14 protein-coding genes and 1 pseudogene are annotated in these 18,467 nt (G+C 46.9%); all 15 read right to left on the reverse strand.

The features are described from left to right. Window positions 1–2: 2 nt before the first annotated feature. The 15 genes and pseudogenes from wecB to J4772_RS24385 all read right to left on the reverse strand — a co-directional run bounded on the left by wecB (window position 3) and on the right by J4772_RS24385 (window position 18,287). Complete coding sequence (wecB, locus tag J4772_RS24315; protein WP_209071764.1) at window positions 3–1,130, reverse strand: non-hydrolyzing UDP-N-acetylglucosamine 2-epimerase; 1,128 nt, start codon at window positions 1,128–1,130, stop codon at window positions 3–5. Between the two features lie 13 nt (window positions 1,131–1,143). Then, window positions 1,144–1,971: a sugar nucleotide-binding protein gene (locus tag J4772_RS24320; RefSeq protein ID WP_247740838.1), complete on the reverse strand. Its 828-nt coding sequence runs from the start codon at window positions 1,969–1,971 to the stop codon at window positions 1,144–1,146. A gap of 17 nt (window positions 1,972–1,988) precedes the next feature. Then, window positions 1,989–3,026 carry a UDP-N-acetylglucosamine 4,6-dehydratase family protein gene (locus J4772_RS24325; protein ID WP_209071765.1) on the reverse strand — a complete coding sequence of 346 codons (1,038 nt, stop codon included), beginning with the start codon at window positions 3,024–3,026 and terminating at the stop codon, window positions 1,989–1,991. Between the two features lie 13 nt (window positions 3,027–3,039). Next, entirely contained in the window at window positions 3,040–4,227 is a 1,188-nt protein-coding gene (locus tag J4772_RS24330) for a glycosyltransferase family 4 protein (RefSeq protein WP_209071766.1), read from the reverse strand. Next, complete coding sequence (locus J4772_RS24335) at window positions 4,224–4,844, reverse strand: sugar transferase (protein ID WP_209071767.1); 621 nt, start codon at window positions 4,842–4,844, stop codon at window positions 4,224–4,226. The genes J4772_RS24330 and J4772_RS24335 overlap by 4 nt, the downstream gene beginning before the upstream one ends. Continuing rightward, on the reverse strand, window positions 4,841–7,057 hold the full coding sequence (locus tag J4772_RS24340) for an O-antigen ligase family protein (protein WP_209071768.1): 2,217 nt from the start codon (window positions 7,055–7,057) through the stop codon (window positions 4,841–4,843). Before J4772_RS24340 ends, J4772_RS24335 begins: the two co-directional genes overlap by 4 nt. Then, window positions 7,054–8,091, reverse strand: coding sequence for a Rossmann-fold NAD(P)-binding domain-containing protein (locus J4772_RS24345; protein WP_209071769.1), 1,038 nt, complete (start codon window positions 8,089–8,091; stop codon window positions 7,054–7,056). Before J4772_RS24345 ends, J4772_RS24340 begins: the two co-directional genes overlap by 4 nt. A gap of 33 nt (window positions 8,092–8,124) precedes the next feature. Continuing rightward, the gene (locus tag J4772_RS24350) at window positions 8,125–8,862 is read right to left on the reverse strand and encodes an ABC transporter ATP-binding protein (RefSeq protein WP_209071770.1); all 738 of its coding nucleotides are present in this window, start codon (window positions 8,860–8,862) and stop codon (window positions 8,125–8,127) included. A 22-nt stretch (window positions 8,863–8,884) separates the two neighbouring features. Then, window positions 8,885–9,667, reverse strand: a complete 783-nt coding sequence (locus J4772_RS24355) for an ABC transporter permease (protein WP_209071771.1) — start codon at window positions 9,665–9,667, stop codon at window positions 8,885–8,887. Window positions 9,668–9,712: 45 nt separating this feature from the next. Continuing rightward, window positions 9,713–11,245, reverse strand: coding sequence for a glycosyltransferase (locus J4772_RS24360; RefSeq protein ID WP_209071772.1), 1,533 nt, complete (start codon window positions 11,243–11,245; stop codon window positions 9,713–9,715). A 6-nt stretch (window positions 11,246–11,251) separates the two neighbouring features. Further along, the gene (locus tag J4772_RS24365) at window positions 11,252–13,702 is read right to left on the reverse strand and encodes a glycosyltransferase (RefSeq protein ID WP_209071773.1); all 2,451 of its coding nucleotides are present in this window, start codon (window positions 13,700–13,702) and stop codon (window positions 11,252–11,254) included. A 67-nt stretch (window positions 13,703–13,769) separates the two neighbouring features. Next, window positions 13,770–14,399, reverse strand: a complete 630-nt coding sequence (locus J4772_RS24370) for a DUF1796 family putative cysteine peptidase (RefSeq protein ID WP_209071774.1) — start codon at window positions 14,397–14,399, stop codon at window positions 13,770–13,772. 20 nt (window positions 14,400–14,419) lie between these two features. Then, window positions 14,420–14,806, reverse strand: coding sequence for a hypothetical protein (locus J4772_RS24375; RefSeq protein WP_209071775.1), 387 nt, complete (start codon window positions 14,804–14,806; stop codon window positions 14,420–14,422). A gap of 53 nt (window positions 14,807–14,859) precedes the next feature. After that, a pseudogene (locus tag J4772_RS24380) lies at window positions 14,860–14,961 on the reverse strand (helix-turn-helix domain-containing protein); the annotation flags it as partial. 1,136 nt (window positions 14,962–16,097) lie between these two features. Continuing rightward, a complete protein-coding gene (locus tag J4772_RS24385; protein WP_209071776.1) occupies window positions 16,098–18,287 on the reverse strand; it encodes an ATP-binding protein in 2,190 nt (729 codons plus the stop codon). Window positions 18,288–18,467 lie beyond the last annotated feature (180 nt).

The raw sequence follows: 18,467 nt of genomic DNA on the forward strand, positions 1-18,467 counted from the left end.
GCTTATGATTTCCTCCAGATCGTTCGATTTACAATCGGAGTAAAGCTCTGGATGAGCTTGATCACTTTGCTCGCTACGTTCGAATCCGCATAATCGCCGACTAGGGAATAGGCTTCATCGTTATCCCACATTTGCCTGCACAGTTCAACCGATTGCATAATTTCGTTTGTCGTAATTCCGCCGATCAGAATGACGCCCTTATCGAACGTTTCCTGCCGCTCGGTAGAAGTTCTTATCGATACTGCCGGGAAGCCAAGTATGGAGGCTTCTTCCGGAAGTGTCCCACTGTCTGACAATACGCAGTACGCGTTTAATTGGAGCTTATTGTAATCAAAAAATCCGAGGGGCTTTGTTGTTCTAACCAGAGGGTCGAAATTATAATTTCTCTTTTCGATCATCTTCTGGCTTCTGGGATGCGTCGAATAGAAAATTGGGATTTGATATCTACGAGCGATTTCGTTAAGCGCGTTCATTAAGGAGAGAAAGTTATCCTCGTTATCGATGTTCTCTTCCCGATGAGCCGATACGAGAAAATAGCCGCGTTCCTTAAGCCCAAGGCGCTCGAGAACATTGCTATTCTCAATATTGTCCCGATGATGGAGTATGACTTCGGTCAGAGGAGACCCCGTGACGAAAATATGCTCGCTTCTGCACCCTTCCGCGATCAAATTTCTTCTGGCATTCTCGGTATAGGGCATATGAATATCCGAAATATGATCCACGATTCTTCGGTTAATCTCTTCGGGGAGATTCTCATCGAAACATCGATTGCCCGCTTCCATATGAAATACGGGAATCTTTAAGCGCTTGGCGGCGATCGCGGATAACGCCGAATTCGTATCCCCAAGAATCAGCAGCGCTTCCGGCTTAATCTCCGACATGAGCGCATAGGATTTCGAAATCACATTCCCCATCGTCTCGCCCAAATGATCTCCAATACACTCCAAGCAATAATCCGGAGGCCTGATGCCCAACTCCTCGAAAAACACTTGGTTCAGCGTATAGTCCCAATTTTGTCCGGTATGAACGAGTACGTGATCGAAGTAACGATCCATTTTCTTGATCGTTTCACTCAATCGGATCACTTCGGGTCTTGTCCCTACAATAGTCATGACTTTGAGTCGATCCATCGCCCATTTCCTTTCAATCTTTATCGTAATGCGGATACAACTCTTTATGCTGTTCCATCCAATCCTTCATGTCGGCGACCATGGTTTCGTATGACGGTACGACAAATTCAAAGTCCGACCTGTTGTTAATTAGTGATTTGTCCACAACGAGACTTTCGTTGGGATGAATGATCCTTGTGTTATCGGTGAAATGTTTATTAAACAGTTGTAACAAATCGAACTTACTAATAGACGTTTGATTAACAAGATGATAGATCCCGCTTAGCTTAACGATAGACGCCTTTTCTATCGCTTTCGCTAGCGTTAAAGTCGTAACTCCTGTCCATATTGCTTTGACGAATCCGGCCATTTCCTTCTTCTGTTTCATATACCAGTTCAATAATCCGATACCGTCGGGGTTTAAGTCCGGTCCGACCACAGAAGTACGAAAGGTAAGATCTTTAGGGTTGTCGATTTCACCAAGCGCTTTAGATCGACCGTATAAAGAAATTTCGTCCCGGTACACTTGTTCCGAATATCCCCCCTGAAGGCCTGAAAAGACGCAATCCGTGCTAATGTGAATAACTTGCGTATTCGTGTCCCTCGTCATATCACTTAAGTGATGGGGCAGAAAACTATTCACGAACACGGCTTCAGATGGCCGGGAATCGGCTTCGCGGTTAAGAATTCCGGAGCAATTGACGATTGTATCGTATGGTTCAGCTATAATCATTTCATTCAATCTTTTCAATTCTCTCACATCGCAAACCGTATGGGGAGTAAACGACAGTGGACGTCTGGCAACCGCGGTAACGGAATGACCTTGCTCGCTTAAGTAAAGGGTAACCGTGTGGCCGACCATACCTCCAGCGCCGATAATTAAGTATTTAATAAAACTTCCTCCCCCCGTTGCCCGATTGCTTCTTGTATACAATCCAATGTCAGTAATTTATTTTTAATCTCGCTTAATTGCAGCCGTCTGGCGCTGCTTGAAGAATATTCCCTATCAAGATAAGGAAGACTGTGCCTGCTCACGTAATCATTGCAATAATTCAACTCCCGATGATCGGCCGGAATTCTATAGAAGCTATTCAATTCTTCCGCGATCATGGATTCCTCATTCGTAAGTAACTTTTCATGCCACTTTTCTCCGTGCCGTACTCCTGTAACGACAATGTCATTGCTCGCTTTCAATAATTCTTTTATCGCCGTCGCCAAGTCTCCAACCGTACATGCTGGAGATTTATTGATCAAGATATCCCCGGTTCGGGCATGCATAAATGCAAATAGAACCAAGTCGACCGCATCCTCCAAACTCATCATAAACCTGGTCATATCGGGATGAGTCACCGTTATCGCACGTCCGGCTTTAATTTGCTCGATGAACAAGGGGATAACAGAGCCGCGTGACGCCATTACATTGCCGAAACGGGTACACCCGATCACCATATCTTTCGAGGATGTATGCCTTGATTTGGCAACTGCCAGCTTCTCCGTCATCGCTTTAGAAATTCCCATCGCGTTGATGGGATACGTGGCTTTATCCGTAGATAGACAAATCACTTTCTTAACCTTGTTCTCGATTGCTGCGTTCAATACATTTTCCGTTCCGATAATGTTGGTTTTAACGGCTTCCATCGGGAAAATTTCGCAGGAAGGAACTTGCTTTAAAGCCGCCGCATGAAAAACGTAATCCACATCGTAGAAAGCTTCTTTCAGACTGTGCGAATCTCTGACGTCGCCAATGAAAAATTTTAGCTTTCGATCTCCGAAATGCTTCCTCATATCGTCTTGCTTCTTTTCATCACGGGAAAAAATCCGTATTTCTTTGATATTCGACTGTAGTAACCTTTTCGCTACCGCATGTCCGAAAGATCCCGTCCCTCCGGTAATGGCAATCGTTCTGTCTGCTAACATTCCCGTCTCCACCTTAACCATATTTTTGCATCACTTTATTCAGCCTCTTGATAAACAACGTTTTTGAAAAGTGGTTATCATAATAGCTCCTAGCGCGTTGTCGAAAATGTTCATGTCTATTATTTTCGGATGCAAACTTGCGGATAATCGACGCTAGTCCCTTGTAGTCCTCCGCCGCTGTACAATATCCACATCCCGATTCTTCAATGACTCTTCTAGTCTCGCCATTGATAGCGCCTAATATCGGCTTGCTTGCAGCCATGTATGATTGAACTTTGTTCGGAAGCGTGTAGGATAGCGAATGGTTTGCTTTAAGAGTGACGATCATGGCATCCGCCATTTTATAGAAGAATGGGAGCTCATCCAAGGAAAGATGTCCATAGAAAGTCACATTAACTACGCCCAAATCCTCGGCCAGTTGTTGGCATTTCTTTCGGGATGTACCGCTTCCGACAATATGAAAGTGAATGCGATTCTCATCGATTAACTCTTTAGCCGCATACAGGATGGTTTCGACGCTTTGCATCTCTCCAATGTTTCCCGCGAAGACGAAATGGGTTTCCTCACAATTTCCCTTATCTAAATTGATTTCTTCGAAGATCGATTCGGCAAAAACCGGTAGATAGGCGAGCTTTCGCTCTATTCCCAATACATGGCGGAAATAATGCTCAAATTGTTTCGAACTGATGATAATTTCATCAGATTTTCGGTATAACCATCTGCTCATGGTCAACAGGAACCGGTAGAGAATGCCCCCTTCCTCGATTCCTCCCGCGGAAGCACTGGCCGGCCATAAATCATGGCAGTAGAGGATGAGGGGCTTTCCTGTTAGCCGCTTAAGAATAATTCCGGGTAATGCCATAGTGACCGGCGACAACTGATAAACGATGATTACATCGAATTTTTTTCTTAGAAATAAGGATTGAATGGAAGCCGAAATTGCAAAACTCAAGTAATTGAGCGATAAAGTAATCCGATTACGCCCTCGTCCCAAGATCGGCACGCGTTTTACAGTAACCCCGTGTATTTTTTCATTTCGTCTTTTGAACCGCCTGTATTCTGAATGGATGATTCCCCCAGGATAATTGGGGAGGCCGGTCAATACGGTTACTTCTGTTCCGGAACGAGCCATCTCGAAGCACATCTCGTTCACTCGGAACTGTTCTGGATAAAAATACTGGCAAACGACCAATACTTTCACAACAATTCCCCCTTTCCCCGATCAGCGCCTGCGCCCTCTCCCACTCTCTCTCTGTTTACCACTTTCATCATTGTCAAGAAAATAATCTTCAAATCGAGCAAAGTGCTCCTATTTACAAGGTACTCGCCGTCAAAACCAACTTTGGCATCGATCGAAAGAGTGTCCCTGCCATTAATTTGAGCCCATCCCGTCAAGCCTGGAATGATAACATTCACGCCGTAGCGCTCCCTTTCGAGAATCAAATCGTATTGATTCCACAGCGCCGGCCGAGGACCTACCAAACTCATTTCGCCCTTTAGAATATTAATGAATTGCGGCCATTCATCCAGGCTAGTTTTCCGCAAAAAAACCCCGATTCTGGTTGTATGCTTGTGAATATCGTCAAGCAGCAAGTGAGTAGGTACATCGCAAGGAGAATCTTCTTTCATCGTTCTGAATTTCAGAATCGTAAATGGTTGCTTGTTCTTGCCGATACGTTGTTGCTTAAATAACGCCGGCCCCTTCGATTCCGATTTTATCAAGATAACGATGATTAGCGACGCTGGCAAAAAACAGACAAGAGCGATTATCGAAACCAGGACGTCAATAAACCTTTTAATACAAGCATATCTCTTCATCGTCGTTTACTCTCCGTGGACAACCGTTCGCGTTCCGCTTTTTGCAATGCTTCCATTACATCCAGCATTAGAAACTGAGCTTGAAGGTTGTCATTAACATCGAAGACTCCTCGGCTCATTAAACGCTCGGTTTCAGGCAATTTATCTATCATTCCGATTCTTCTCTCGATCTCGTCAACCAGTAGACGAGCCTCATTTGAATACTCCCTGCGCTTATCTGCCAAGAGAGAAGCATCGGATCCGAGCCTGAGATTAAGCTCTATGGCGTTCTCGTAGAATCCGATTGACCAAGGAAAGAGTGCGACGGCTCTTCTTGCAACCTCATGAGCTCGATCGAAGTTCATCCTATCCATATCCAAATCGTAATTTATCTCTACTGCTTCGATGTTATACGGATCAATGGCTTTCAACCTGTTCAAAGCGTACTCCGCGGTCTTCGAGAAGCTTTCGTTCTTCGTTTCGCGATACATAAGTTGATTTAATTGAGCCATGGATAAAAGATATTGGGAATGTCCAGGCATCAAGTTCTCCGCTTGCTCTATTGCGGATTGAAAAGCATCGTATTTCCCCGCTGCGGCGAGCACGTTCATTGAGGATCTATAATATTCATCCGCTCGTAATGCTACAATACACTTGTAAATCATGAATATCGCTACCAGGAACAAGCCTGAGGCAAAAACCTTCGTTACTTTTCCTTTGCGCCAGATAGCTGCTATCGGTCTATTCGAGATTGCCGCCGTAGCTCCCAAAGTTAGAAAAACAAGGGAAGACATATAAAAGAAGCTCATGTCAAAATCGACGAGGCTGTGGCCTAGAATAACGATAGAAAAAACGGGAAATATCAACCACCGAATATCATCATTGGTTTCTCTGATCTTCTTCTTTATTTGACCGATTAATAAGACAAACACGTAACATAGGATAACCATAAGAACGATCAAGCCGAACAATCCCGATTCTAAATAAGTTTCTATATAAAAATTATGAACTTTGGAACTCGAATAAGGATAACTTTTGAACGACTCGGACAATACCGACCACGCGCCGCCTCCGGCGCCGAATACCGGATAATCCGCTCCTGCCCTTATTGCGTCTTCGTACAATGTATTTCTTAAGAAAACGCTAGTAGATTGAAGATTGACCCCCTCCAGCCTGGCGGCAATTCCAGTAGGCAGGACTTTGCTGAATGGAAAGTTGGATAGGATCAGAACATATAACGCCAGACCTAACGAGACAAGAACGAACGGTAACGCCAAACATTTAGGGCTCCATAGCTTGTCTGCTTTATTATTATCTAACCTGCCGAACCGCAGCCTTACGCCAAGAACAATCAAGCTTGCAATCGCGGCTATTCCTAGCACGAGCAACCATCCGAGTAATGATATCCCTTTCGAGTAATTTTCGAACAACTGCCCCCTTGTCTTGACTGCAAAACCATATATGGAAAATGCAGCTATCCCGACAATCCCTAGTTCCACCACGCTTATGAGTTGTCGTTTCCAAGGGAGCAAGGACAAATAGAGAATCAGAACGACAAATAGAACAAGCAGCGCCCCTCTGGAAAGGGTAAGCAGTAAGGACAAGAACACAGGTACCAGCATAAAAGCATGAAAAGCAACATATCTTTTCTTCCGAGAGGATTGAACCATGATCAAGGCGCATATCGCTATCGCGATTAAGTAGGCCGCATAAGCGTTCGGGTACTGAAAGACGCTAGATAATCGATCTGCTAGAACCGCATCTTGATAATGAGCGTTGCCGAACCAGTTCAGTAAACCAAACATAACGACCACATAACCTGAACCGATTAAAGCAAACAGTAATATCTTATAACCAGCGGAATGACGGGTTACATAGTAGCCAAGAACAAAAAATACGCCCCAACCCAATCTGACGAGAGCTTCGATGAAAGCCCATTGTCTCGTTATCGCCTCTAACGTCGCAATGAAATAGGATATCGGTATGATCCATATCAGAGCAACAAGAATGTCCCCGTGAGAAGTCATTTGCCAATCTCGATAAAGATAGACGCAAATGAATGTTAGACATACCAAGCTACAAACAAGAGCGACATACAAAGGTCTTTCGAAAGTGACTTCGTACCCCACGAACAACCCCTTTTGAAATGGCGCGAGGAACAAAAACATAACGGCGAAAACGGACGTTGCAGCGAAGATCCAACGAGTCGTCTTCCGATTAAGGTCGTCTTTCATCCCTTCCCTCCCTCGGTGCCAATGACCAATAAGTCCCTGGCTCGTTCCAGCCTGATCTTGTCCTTGGGCGAATAGTCCCTACTCGAAAGAACCCCCCCTACCCCGTTGGCCATTCCGACAATTTGAGTGGGTTGTAGAATGCGATCAACGATAATATCACCCCGGTTGCCTATGATGCCACCGGCTATTAAGCGAATGTTATCGTTAAAGCGCTCTCCCCTTACATTCATGTAGAAATTCGATACGTCCGGGCTGGACGACAGCAACGAGTACACAAAGCCTAGTCTGACATCCATGCGATTGCAAATGACGCCGTTCTCCCTGCTTGCCTTCAGAAATCCCGGAGAAAAATTATTAATGCCCCCGTCAATCGCGATCCCGCCTCTCTTCACGAGATAAGCCATTTCCTCTTGAACTACACCGTCAGCGGCAACGAAGGAAACCAATCCGTCAAATACAGAATCATTCGGCAAACTCTCAATCCCCTCAATAGAAGATCGAGAATATTTGGGCAGAATGGCATTCAATCCATCGGCAACCGTCCTCGCTTTGCTATAATCTCTGGATAGCATTTTAATGCTGGCATTCCTTTCGCATAATCGCAGAGCCAGCTTCGCCGATATATTCCCCGCTCCCAAAATCAATATCGTTTTCCCGCTTAATTGATCTTGGAAATGTTGCCTGACTAGCAGATCGGCAGCCTCAACACTGGCATCGTTGGGTTTATAAGCTACGATAGAAGAATGCTGGATATGCTTGGTGGCAATCTCCATCAGATCCAAGCTCTGTTTCGCCTCTACGTCCACAAGCACGATATCCACGATGCCATCCAGACGCTCAAAACAAAAACTCGCATCTTCCGGCCTAGAAACTAGAAAGTTAATACACTCAAAATGCTCATAAGATCTCCTTGGCAGTACCAGAAACTCGGCAAGTAGACGTGAGGTCGATCCGACGGAAGCGACTTTTAGTTTTGACGATCTGCGGATATTATCGACCTCGCATAAGACCTGATCGAAAATTCTAGAATCCATCTTAGATGTTCCCTTCTGAACGCTAATGAATAATTAATCCAAGCTTTCTAAGTAAGCGTCGCACACTGAAGCGGCATCGCCGAAATGAATCAGTTCTCCTTTGTGCAACCATGCCGCTTTCGTGCACAATTTTTTTACGGATTCCACGGAATGAGATACATAAATTACGCTCGCGCCGTTGTTCACGATCTCTGCGATTCGGGATTCGCACTTTTTCTGAAACTTCATATCGCCGACGCTCAAGATTTCATCCGCGATCAGAATATCCGGTCTGCTGATCGTAGCGATCGCAAAACCAAGCCGAGCCACCATTCCGGAAGAAAAATTCTTTATCGGAATGTCAATGAAATTCTCCAACTCGGAAAACGATATAATTTCATCGAAATTCTCGTTCACCTTCGCTCGGCTATGTCCGAGAATTGCACCGTTCAAGTAAATATTTTCCCGTGCGGTGAGGTCAAAATCGAAACCGGCGCCCAATTCGATTAGAGGGGCGATAGACCCTCGAACCTTTACCCTTCCCTTAGCCGGCTGCAACACTCCCGCAATCAACTTAAGCAACGTGCTTTTACCGCTTCCGTTCAAGCCGATGATCCCCAACGATTCCCCTCTCATCATCCGCAGAGAGACGTTTCGAAGAGCCCAGAACTCATCGATCGCCAGTCCCCCTTTTAGGCCGCGGATCAAATATTCCTTCAGGTTATCGGCTTTCTCGCGACTGATATTATATAGCATCGAAACCTCGTCGACTTCTACAAGGGTATCGGACATAAACACCTCTCCGTTCCATGTCTTACATGTATAAAACAAACCGATTTTGCGTCCGGTTGAAAATAAGCCAGCCTATGCCGAGCGAGACGATCCCGCATATCAAACAGATAAGATTAGGAACCATTCCGGGCATAACCCCTTCGAGAATCAATGATCTTAAGTAATCTATGTAGTAGTACATTGGATTCCATTCGTAGATCCAGGAGTACTTATCCTGGATAATGGAAATCGGATAGAAGATCGGGGTCATATACGTCCATAAAAGTGCAAGTACGCCGTACAAACTGTTAACGTCGCGGAAATAAACCGTCAGCGCGGATAAGAGCAAGGATAGCCCAGTCGTAAAAATAATCAGATAGAGGATCGGGATGAAGCTCAATAACAAGGTCGGTTTAAAGGGCGCGCCCGTTACCAACATCACGAGCAGCAATGCCACGAAAGCAAATGCTAAATTGACTAGCGAAGACAACACTCTGGAGAGAGGGAACAAATACTTAGGAATATATATTTTTTTCAACAACCCGGCGTTACCCACGATAGACATTGCCGCGGAAGTCGTCGCCTCGGTGTTAAACGAGAATAAAATGCTTCCAGTCAAAAAATAGACCGCATAGTTGGGCAACGTATTAAATAGTGAAGAAAATACAATCGTCGTGATAATCATAGTCAACAACGGATAGAGCAACGTCCAAAGCAATCCAAGCACCGATTTTCGGTATCTTACCTTAATGTCTCGAATGACTAATTCCTTAATTAAATTAGTATATTTCCAAACAACAGGAAGCCTGCTGTAGAGCTTTCGCACGGCCAAACCTCTCCTCGATGATCAATTCATTGTCTAGCTTTATCTCTATTTACCGAAACGCTTATGCCAAAGCCCCTTCAGTTTAGACGTCGCCTTGCCTATCGTGGCGCGCATCCCGTAATCCCTAAAGTGGTTTACGAGTTTCACGGCAATCGTCTCGATTTCGTCCAGTTGCATGCGTGTCGTGCGGACTTTAGGCACGGAGGAAACCAAAACCGCCGTCCGTTCGTATTCTTGGACGATCGTTCCGCAGAACGCCTTCTTGTTAACGACCTCGCCCATAAATCGTTCGGCCAAAATCCGGTTGACATCCGCTTGATCCGAATGGGATAACACGACTCGGATCAGTTCTTCCCAGCGAGGTCCGACTTGTTCAATGGAATATCTTCCAACCATTTCGCGCGCATTCGTTGACATTCTCTTCAATAATTCCGAATCGTCGAACAACGCCGATATTTTCGCAGCCATTGCCCGCATATCGTCTTGCGGAACGATATAGCCGTTCTCTCCATCCGCAATGATATCCTCAAGTCCGGGTATATCCACAATTACGGCAGGCAGCCCGTAACTTCCGGCTTCATTAAGAACTAACGGAAATCCTTCGCTATCCGATGTTAGTACGAATACGTCGCCTTGGTTATAGAAATCTTGCGTTCTCTCTTGTTCTCCGACGAATCGTACTTGTGAGTCGGTTACTCCCGTTCGTCTAAGCAACTCGCCTATCGTTTCCTTGGCATTTCGGGGAATTCTCCCTTCCAAATCATAAGAGCCTACGATCAATAGCCGCGCATCGGGATGACTTTCGAGCAGGTGGCGAAATGCGGTTAACACGCGATCCAACCTCTTTATCGGATCTGAAAACCTTCCAACGGCAATAACCGTTTTACCGTTTCGTTTATCGGAATCATAATCCGGAACGGAGAACGAGGTGAGCCCTTGCATGACTGCGGCGTTAGGATAAGCCATTCCGTAAGCGTTGGCGCTGAATCGGGTAAGAAAACACGACGCGTTCGCCTGAGCCAGCGCCTCGCTTCTGGCAATTACCGTGGAAGCCAATTCCGGAATTCTGTGTGGGAAAAAATAATATTCCAACGTATAAGCAATCGTTCGGATTCCGGATTGCCTGAATACGGGGTAAACGGCGGCTAGCTCGGGGATGCTGTTATTGTGGCCGATAAACAAATCGGGCGACAGCAGTCCGACTAGCTGGATAAGTCTCTCGATCCTTCGATCGTTCTCCAAAATAGGCACAAAAGCGATTGAAGGGTCCAATTGGAAGCCATTACTCCGGACCGGCTCAAAAACGGATATGATGATCCGGTATTTTTTGCGTGTCAAGTAATTGGTTAACCCTGCAATAAGCCGCTCCGCTCCGCCGAATTGCCACCCGTATGCGTGAAACAGCAGTACCGGCTCGCACCTCTCTTCGTTCAACAGGGGTTGAATGAGTTGCATTAACAATTCCGATACTTCGCTGAGCTTGGAGGTCCGAAAGATCGTTTCATCTAACAGCCGTGCCGCTTCATGAATCTCATCGGTCGTTCTGGCAAGTCGGCATGCGGCGATCAAGTTATTCATTCCGCGTTAACCTCTCACCCTGGTCTTAATTTTTTGCCCTGCTTTTCGCATAGCAACGCGAATTCCGTCATTTCTGGCGGAAACATAAAAACGCTTGCACCAACGTAGCGGTCTCGTCACTTTCCAGGAAATCGTATTGGAAAATTCCTGCGCTGCTTGTTGATAAGCCTCCGCATGAATGCTTGCCCGGAAATTCTTTTCGATCTCTGCCGCGATTTCCGAATGACTATCCGATTCCGTCTCAAGTTGCGGCTGAGGCACATTGTGCGCCCCTTTGTTTTCAATTACCAAAGAGATGTTTCTTTCGTACTCGCGAATGACTTTTCTCGAGAAGCTATCGTAATGCGCAGGAGGCTCCATAAATCGGTCGTTCAATATCGAATTCAGTTCGTCTTGGCCTTTGACCGACAGCACGGTGTCCACCAGCCTCTCCCATCTCTCGCAAATCCGTTGCCGTGCGAAACGTTCGACCAGCTCGTACGCCCGATTGCCCATTCGATCGCGCAGAACGAAGTCGGATAACAGTGCCGAGACTTTGCTGGCCATCAGATCCAAATCTTCTTGAGGAACGATATAGCCGCTTTCTCCGTCCGTAATCATGTCTTCCAATCCGGAAATATCGCTAATAACGCAAGGCAACCCGAATGTGCCCGCTTCGTTAAGAACCATCGGAATTCCTTCGCTCTCCGAGGTTAACAGGAGAACGGAAGCCTTCATATAGTACGGTTCGACGTTCTCTTGTTCTCCGACGAATAACATTTTATCTCTCGGTATTTGCAAGCGCGCAATCAGTTCCCCTATCGTTTCTTTGGAACGATTATCGGTTCGCGCGTTTAATTTGTAAGGTCCGACCAGATGCAATTCGGCATCGGGATGGCTCGCCATTACTTTGGCAAACACCTTCAGAATCCTATCCAATCGCTTAATCGGGTCATTGAACCTGCCAACGGCGAGCACGACTTTTTTATCCTTGGGTGCCTTTATCGGAGATTTCGGAAAAGTATTAGGCGTCGGCAGCAAAGCGCTGTTGTCGTTAAGCTGGGCATAAACGTTCGCGCTGTAAGAAGTAAGCCACGTGACGGCGTTCGCTTGATTGAAAGCCTCCGTTCGGCGTTCGATGATGGGATACAAATCTTCGATAACGTAAGGAAGGAAATAATGGCCGAAATTGCATGCGATGCTTCGAATTTCCATCCCTCTTAATTTCTCGTAGACGGAAAGCAGATTGATGTCGAAGTTCGGGCTGGCCAAGAACAAATCCGCGTCGAGCAAGGAGCAAACGACCGTCAGCTGAGTGGATAGATTCTCCATCGTCCCGACTTTTAATCGAATATGCGTAATCTCTTTAGCAATAGGGAAACCTTCTTTATTCAGAAGATCGTTGGAAACGATAAACCAATCGTACTTGTCTTTTAACGTCTCGGTTATCGCGGAGAATACTCTTTCGCCACCGCCTCGAATCCATACCCCGCTATAGACGACAATACGAGGTTTGCTTTTCTTCCTAGCCAATAGGGGAGATAAATTCCGTTCCCAGTTAATCGGGGATTGATCGATTTCCTTAATCCCGACGTCCGCCTGGATAAGAGCCGAGACCCTCTCTTGTTCTTTGGGATCTAGCGTAGACGAGCACAAATGTTTAAAGAGACGGTAGGCGCACATCTCGAATCCCATTTTTTTGAAAGAGTGATACCTGTGTTCGAGAATCTTATACGAATGCCCGTTGTATAGACCGACTTCCTCCCTGGATAAATCCCGAATCATTCGGCTCATGACGCGGTCGGCTTCGCGCGCGAGCCCGTCATGATACCTCTGGCTGTCTTGTTCTTCGTGCTGACGGGAACGGACAAGAACCTCTTTGACGTGCAGGAATGGAACGTTGCCGGCCATGCGGAACCACATATCGGCATCTTGGGTATATCGAAGCGCCGGATCGAACAATCCGAACCTATCGAAATATTGACGAGGAATCAGAAAAGCGCAGCCATGAAAGCCGACTTCATGCGAGATGGCTAGCAAAGCGCGAGTATTGTATGTTCCATGGGGGGAGACCAGATAAGTATGAAGCAATTTTCCCGCGGGGGAGATATGGCAATAATCGCTGAATACGACCGCCTGATCGCCGAATTGGCGCAAAGCATTCATTTGCTTTTCGATTTTATCGGGAGTGTACATATCATCATGGCTTAACCAAGAGAAGTAGTCTCCGGTCATTTTTTCGAGACCGAAATTCAGCGCCGTAGCCACTCCTCCGTTCTCTTTGGAGAAGTAACGGATTCTGTCGTCGTACGAGAGAGCGATTCGTTCCGTCTCTCCATCGTCGTTCGAGCCGTCGTTAACGACGACGACTTCAACGTTCAAATACGTTTGCGCCAAAGCGCAGTTTATGGCTTCATGCAAATAGTTCGCCCCGTTATACACGGGAATGACAATGGATACTTTAGCTTCCGCCGACACCAAATCATACACCTCTATATGTAAGTTTGCTCACAGAGTACATCATCCGAATTTCTAGATCCGCTCATTATTTTCGCAACTCGATTCCTTGAAACAACTCTTTCCAAACATGATCGCTATCGTTCCATAATTTATCGACGTGCGGAACATTCACCGAGCAAACTCGCTCCAAAGGCCAGTCATTTTCCTCGATTCCGTCCGCTTGGCCAGGGTCGAGAAACAGCAAAACATAATCGTTGCGCACGAGATCGTCCAGAACCTCTTGCAATTCTTTCGCTTCCTCGTACGTCCCGCCGCTACGGACAAAGAGAAGCCTTTCGGCCGTGGCTGCCTTCTCTAAAAAACGAGCTACCCGGCGGTCGTATTTGGTCTTGACGCTCGGATATGCCTCCAACAGCTTAGGATCGTTCTGCGCGATAAAAAAGTCATGATTGGAGTAAATGTCGTACAATTTGTCCTGCACGAGATAAAGTTTATCTCCCGCGGTTCCAATACACTCCATCTGATGGCGATCCATGAAGCCCTCGAACCGGTTCCGCAATAATCTATTAACGCTGCTTAAATTGGGAGATCCTACCCAGTCCAGCACGCCCGAATAGGGTCTAAGTCCGTTTTTTTCCAATTGTATGGAAATATAGCACAGTTGCCCTAAGCTAAAAATGTCGTCGTATTTACCTTTAATGTCGGCGATTCTCAATGAGCCTGCACTTCCTATCGTTATTTAGATAAAACGGTTCCTTTAAGAAGATAAGGACCAATGATTCTAGCCCTCGTACCGAGCGATTTGACCGTCAAAACATAGTTCTGAAAAGACGACTCTTCCCCCGTACTTACATCTATCTTGGTTAAAGCGCTATTAAAGCAATTTTCTTGAGTCCATTCGACAATTTCGCCGTTCAAGTCTTTTTTTCGAATCATGATTTCCAATTCGCCCAGATCGGAGGTGATCGGTTTATCCCATCCGATTTCTATTTCAAGCACGATTCGACAGGAGGGATCTAGTTTATCTAGCCATAGGCCCGTAAGCACGACCTCTTCGTCTCCGATTTCAATAGGCTCGAAAGTTCCAAGCTGAGCCCCCGAAGAAGCCAAATGTATAATCATGTTTAACTTATTCCTCCAATATTTGAATGTGGGAAATGGCGGAAATGCTTCGTTTATCCCGTCCCCCGAATCGTAATGATTCTCTCCGGACGGGCAGGGTCAACCTCGATTTTCTTGCGTAAATTACTGATGTGTACAGCGACCGTTCTGACATCGTCGCCGCCATAGGATAATGCGCTAATTTCACCTCGTCTTCCTCACGGCTGCTCAGAAACACGATAAGGATGCGATATAAACAGCATCCCCGCAACCTCTCAGATGAGCTTTCACCCAAGCCAATAGCCCGCCACGCAATGTGACAGGATATTTAAATTTTACAATTATGTATTTATATCGCTCCCGGTTTGCGCACACCGATTAGCTTGCGATCACTGCAGCATTTGAATAAAGTTGTATAACAAAGTCACTGCTGCACCCTGCTGCCCACAGCTACTGTCACCGTATCTGGAATCATATATATTTTATCATGGTAGATCGGCCCATTTGTGAAATGTAAAGAAAACTTTAAGATTGCGCTTGCAACGCACTTCTGGCAATCAGCATATATCCGGCCCCAAGAGATGTCCGAGCACATCGGACGATCCGAGGGTGATTATGGGGTATTGGATAGCTCGGTGCAAAGTCGAGGCGGAGAGCGTATTGGGTCACATCAAGGGCAACCGCTCGTTACGTCGCTTCTTGTGGCTTTAGCCCCCAACCTTCTGAAGGTGGTGGACATACGCCTCTCCACTTTTCTAAGAAAACAGCTACACAAAAAGGTTGGACAGAAAACTGTACGTTTTCTAGCCCAACCTTTTTATTTTGGGGACTTATTAGACAGCACATTCAAGATGATCTGCAACGTGGATCATATAGATTGGGATCCTGTCGCTGTAAATAGTCCATTTCGTCAGTGCGTAGCTTCTTGCCCAGCATGAGTATATTTCGAATAGATGCCAAACGCGATTGATCCTTCGTCTCACGCGCGTCCTTGTACTGCTGCATTGCTTTGAAATAATCACTGACCGGCTGCACGGATTTTACATTCACGCCATTCCCTCCGTCCATAACTTACAAATATTACTTCTAATTTATCATAGCTGATCCGTTCATTTGTGAATTGTAAAGGAAACTTTAAGTTCGTACCTACACACCTTGAGGGTGAACGTTTTGACAACTACCAAACCCGAGCCGAGCAGAATAAACCCCATTATTTTCGATATTTCGCCCTGCTTAAGCTACCGATCTTAACGCTAAGTTCGCGCTTACACCGAACCTCTGGCAACCAGCATATATCCCGTCCCCCGGATCGTCACAATTCTCGGGATTGGCAGGGTCGGACTCGATTCTTAGAACTACTGAATAATTGACCGGTACAAGGAAGCGATACAGAGAAGATCGACCCCGTCTTGCCGTCGCTCTCCGCTCGAACCGTTCCTCCATGCGCTTGTACGATTTCCCTGCATATCGCCAGCCCGAGCCCGCTTCCCTCTACCCCCATCTCCGCGCCCGGTTGATCAACCCTGTAATTGCGATCGAAGATTTGCTCGAGCTGCTCCGGCGGAATCCCCATACCTGAGTCTTGCACGCTAATGATCGCATAGCGGGTAAGATTCACCGCATCCACAGCTAGCGCAATACGCACCGCCCCACCCCCTGGGGTAAACTTCATTGCGTTCGACACCAGATTGAACAACGCCTGCTCCAGTCTTTGCCCATCCATCACGACAACAAGCGAATCAGATCCTTGATCTTCCTCATCTCCGCAATCCAGCCTGAAATCCAGACCTGCGTCACGCACAACCAGCTCATATTGTTCATAGAACCGGCGCAAGAAGTGAACCACATGAACCGGCTCCATGCGGTACGAGACTTGCCCCGTCTCCAAATGCGACAAGAAGCTCAACTCCTCGATCATCCGGTTAATCCTTATCGTGTTATCCCGGATATATTTCAGGTACTGATCATTGCGTTCCGGCTTGACTCTGTCCTGCACAGCCTCGACATAACCCAGCATGCTGGACAACGGCATGCGCAGATCATGCGTAATATAGGCAAGGAGCTTCTTCCTCCCTTGCTCGGATTGAAGCAACTGGTCATACGATAAGCGGAGATCGTCATGAGCTGCGGATAAGGCCTGTGTGCGTTCCTGCACGGTCCGCTCCAAATTCATATTCATTTCGGTCAGCTTGTTGTTAGCGCCCTGCAGCTCGCGCGCAATCCTCTCCTCGTTCGCTGCCGCCCTCGTAAATCTTGAAGAAAGCAGCAGCATCTGCGCGATTGTAAACACCAACAGACCAAGCGGAGAGGTATTTCCGATTAGAGACCATTCGTTGTAATATAGAAAATCGTTGATGACCGTCACTAAAGCAACCACCGACACCAGCAGGAAGACCAGCGCTCCCTCCGTACGCCGCAAAGCCGCTTGGACCAGCCCAACCATCAGATAAACCATTTGCAGAACAACCATCACACCGATCAGCGGTAACATTTTGGTATAGATAATAGCTGGGGCCGCTACTACAACGATACAGAATGCGCCGGTTAAGATCCGCGTGCCATGCCGGAACCACCGCGATATGTAATTTGGAAAGATGCATTCCGAGTACATCGTGATGATGTACCCACCGCTGCACAGAATCAGGTACTCGATCTTGAACTGCAATTCCCACGGAAAAGTCGGCCACAATTGTGTGAGCAAGAGCTCGCCGACCAGCAACGAGCGGATGCCAAACATTAGGGTGAACAGCCCAAAGAACAAGGGTGCCCTGTCTTTGCGTCGCAGGGCGAACAACAGCAAATGATACACGCCAATGACCAGCAGGCTTGCGATGATGAACACTTCAGCGGCGATGTTCAGATGGGTCCTGACCGTTAACGCATCACTACCGCCCAACTCGATAGGCTTAGTGATGCCGCCTCGATGATGATGGAAATTGGCAACTTGCATAACCAACTCCACCCTGTCATTCTCGGGCTGGAAGAACACCAGCTTCGTTGTCAGATGCGGAATCGCCATACTCTTGTCCCGACCAACCGTGCCGACTTCGGCCAGCAGCTCGCCATTTGCCCATAATTTATAGGCGTGAAAAATCGTAGGCAGCCGCAGAGCAAGCCGCTCGTTCCGATCCTGCTCGCTAAGGTTTATAACAACCCGAAAGGTTGCATAACCTGTACCGCTCAGCCGCTGGCCGTCTAACCGATAGCCTAGCCAGGAGCTCGGGATGCTGATCCAGCGAACATGATCGCCGTCCCTTGCCAGGCGATTCTGTATCTCCTCGGGCGACAGCAGCTCTTGCCAGTAGAACTCCCACTCCCCTGCTAACTTTAGCTGATTCTCACTGACATGAACCTGCGTTAAATCCAGAATGCCTTCTTTGCTTTCGAGCTTGGGGGAGTCCGGTGCAGGCATGACGACATAACTTGCAACCAAACCGACAGCAACGGCAGCAGCGATATAAAGCAGGATCTTACGAGAACCGAAGCGGAGAATTTCCCGCATGATGAAATCGACCCCAATCTACAGGATGCGAGTAAGATGATTCTCTTAATGATAACATCATTAAAGGAAATTGTGCCCTGCAAATCTGTGCGGAGCGTAGAATACAATTATCATGATGCGATCCTTTTTCTCCCGGCACAAGCTATGGTCCATGCCGGGCTCAAAGCAGAACAGCCCGCT

This window comes from Cohnella sp. LGH (assembly GCF_017671885.1).
Classification (GTDB): domain Bacteria; phylum Bacillota; class Bacilli; order Paenibacillales; family Paenibacillaceae; genus Cohnella; species Cohnella phaseoli.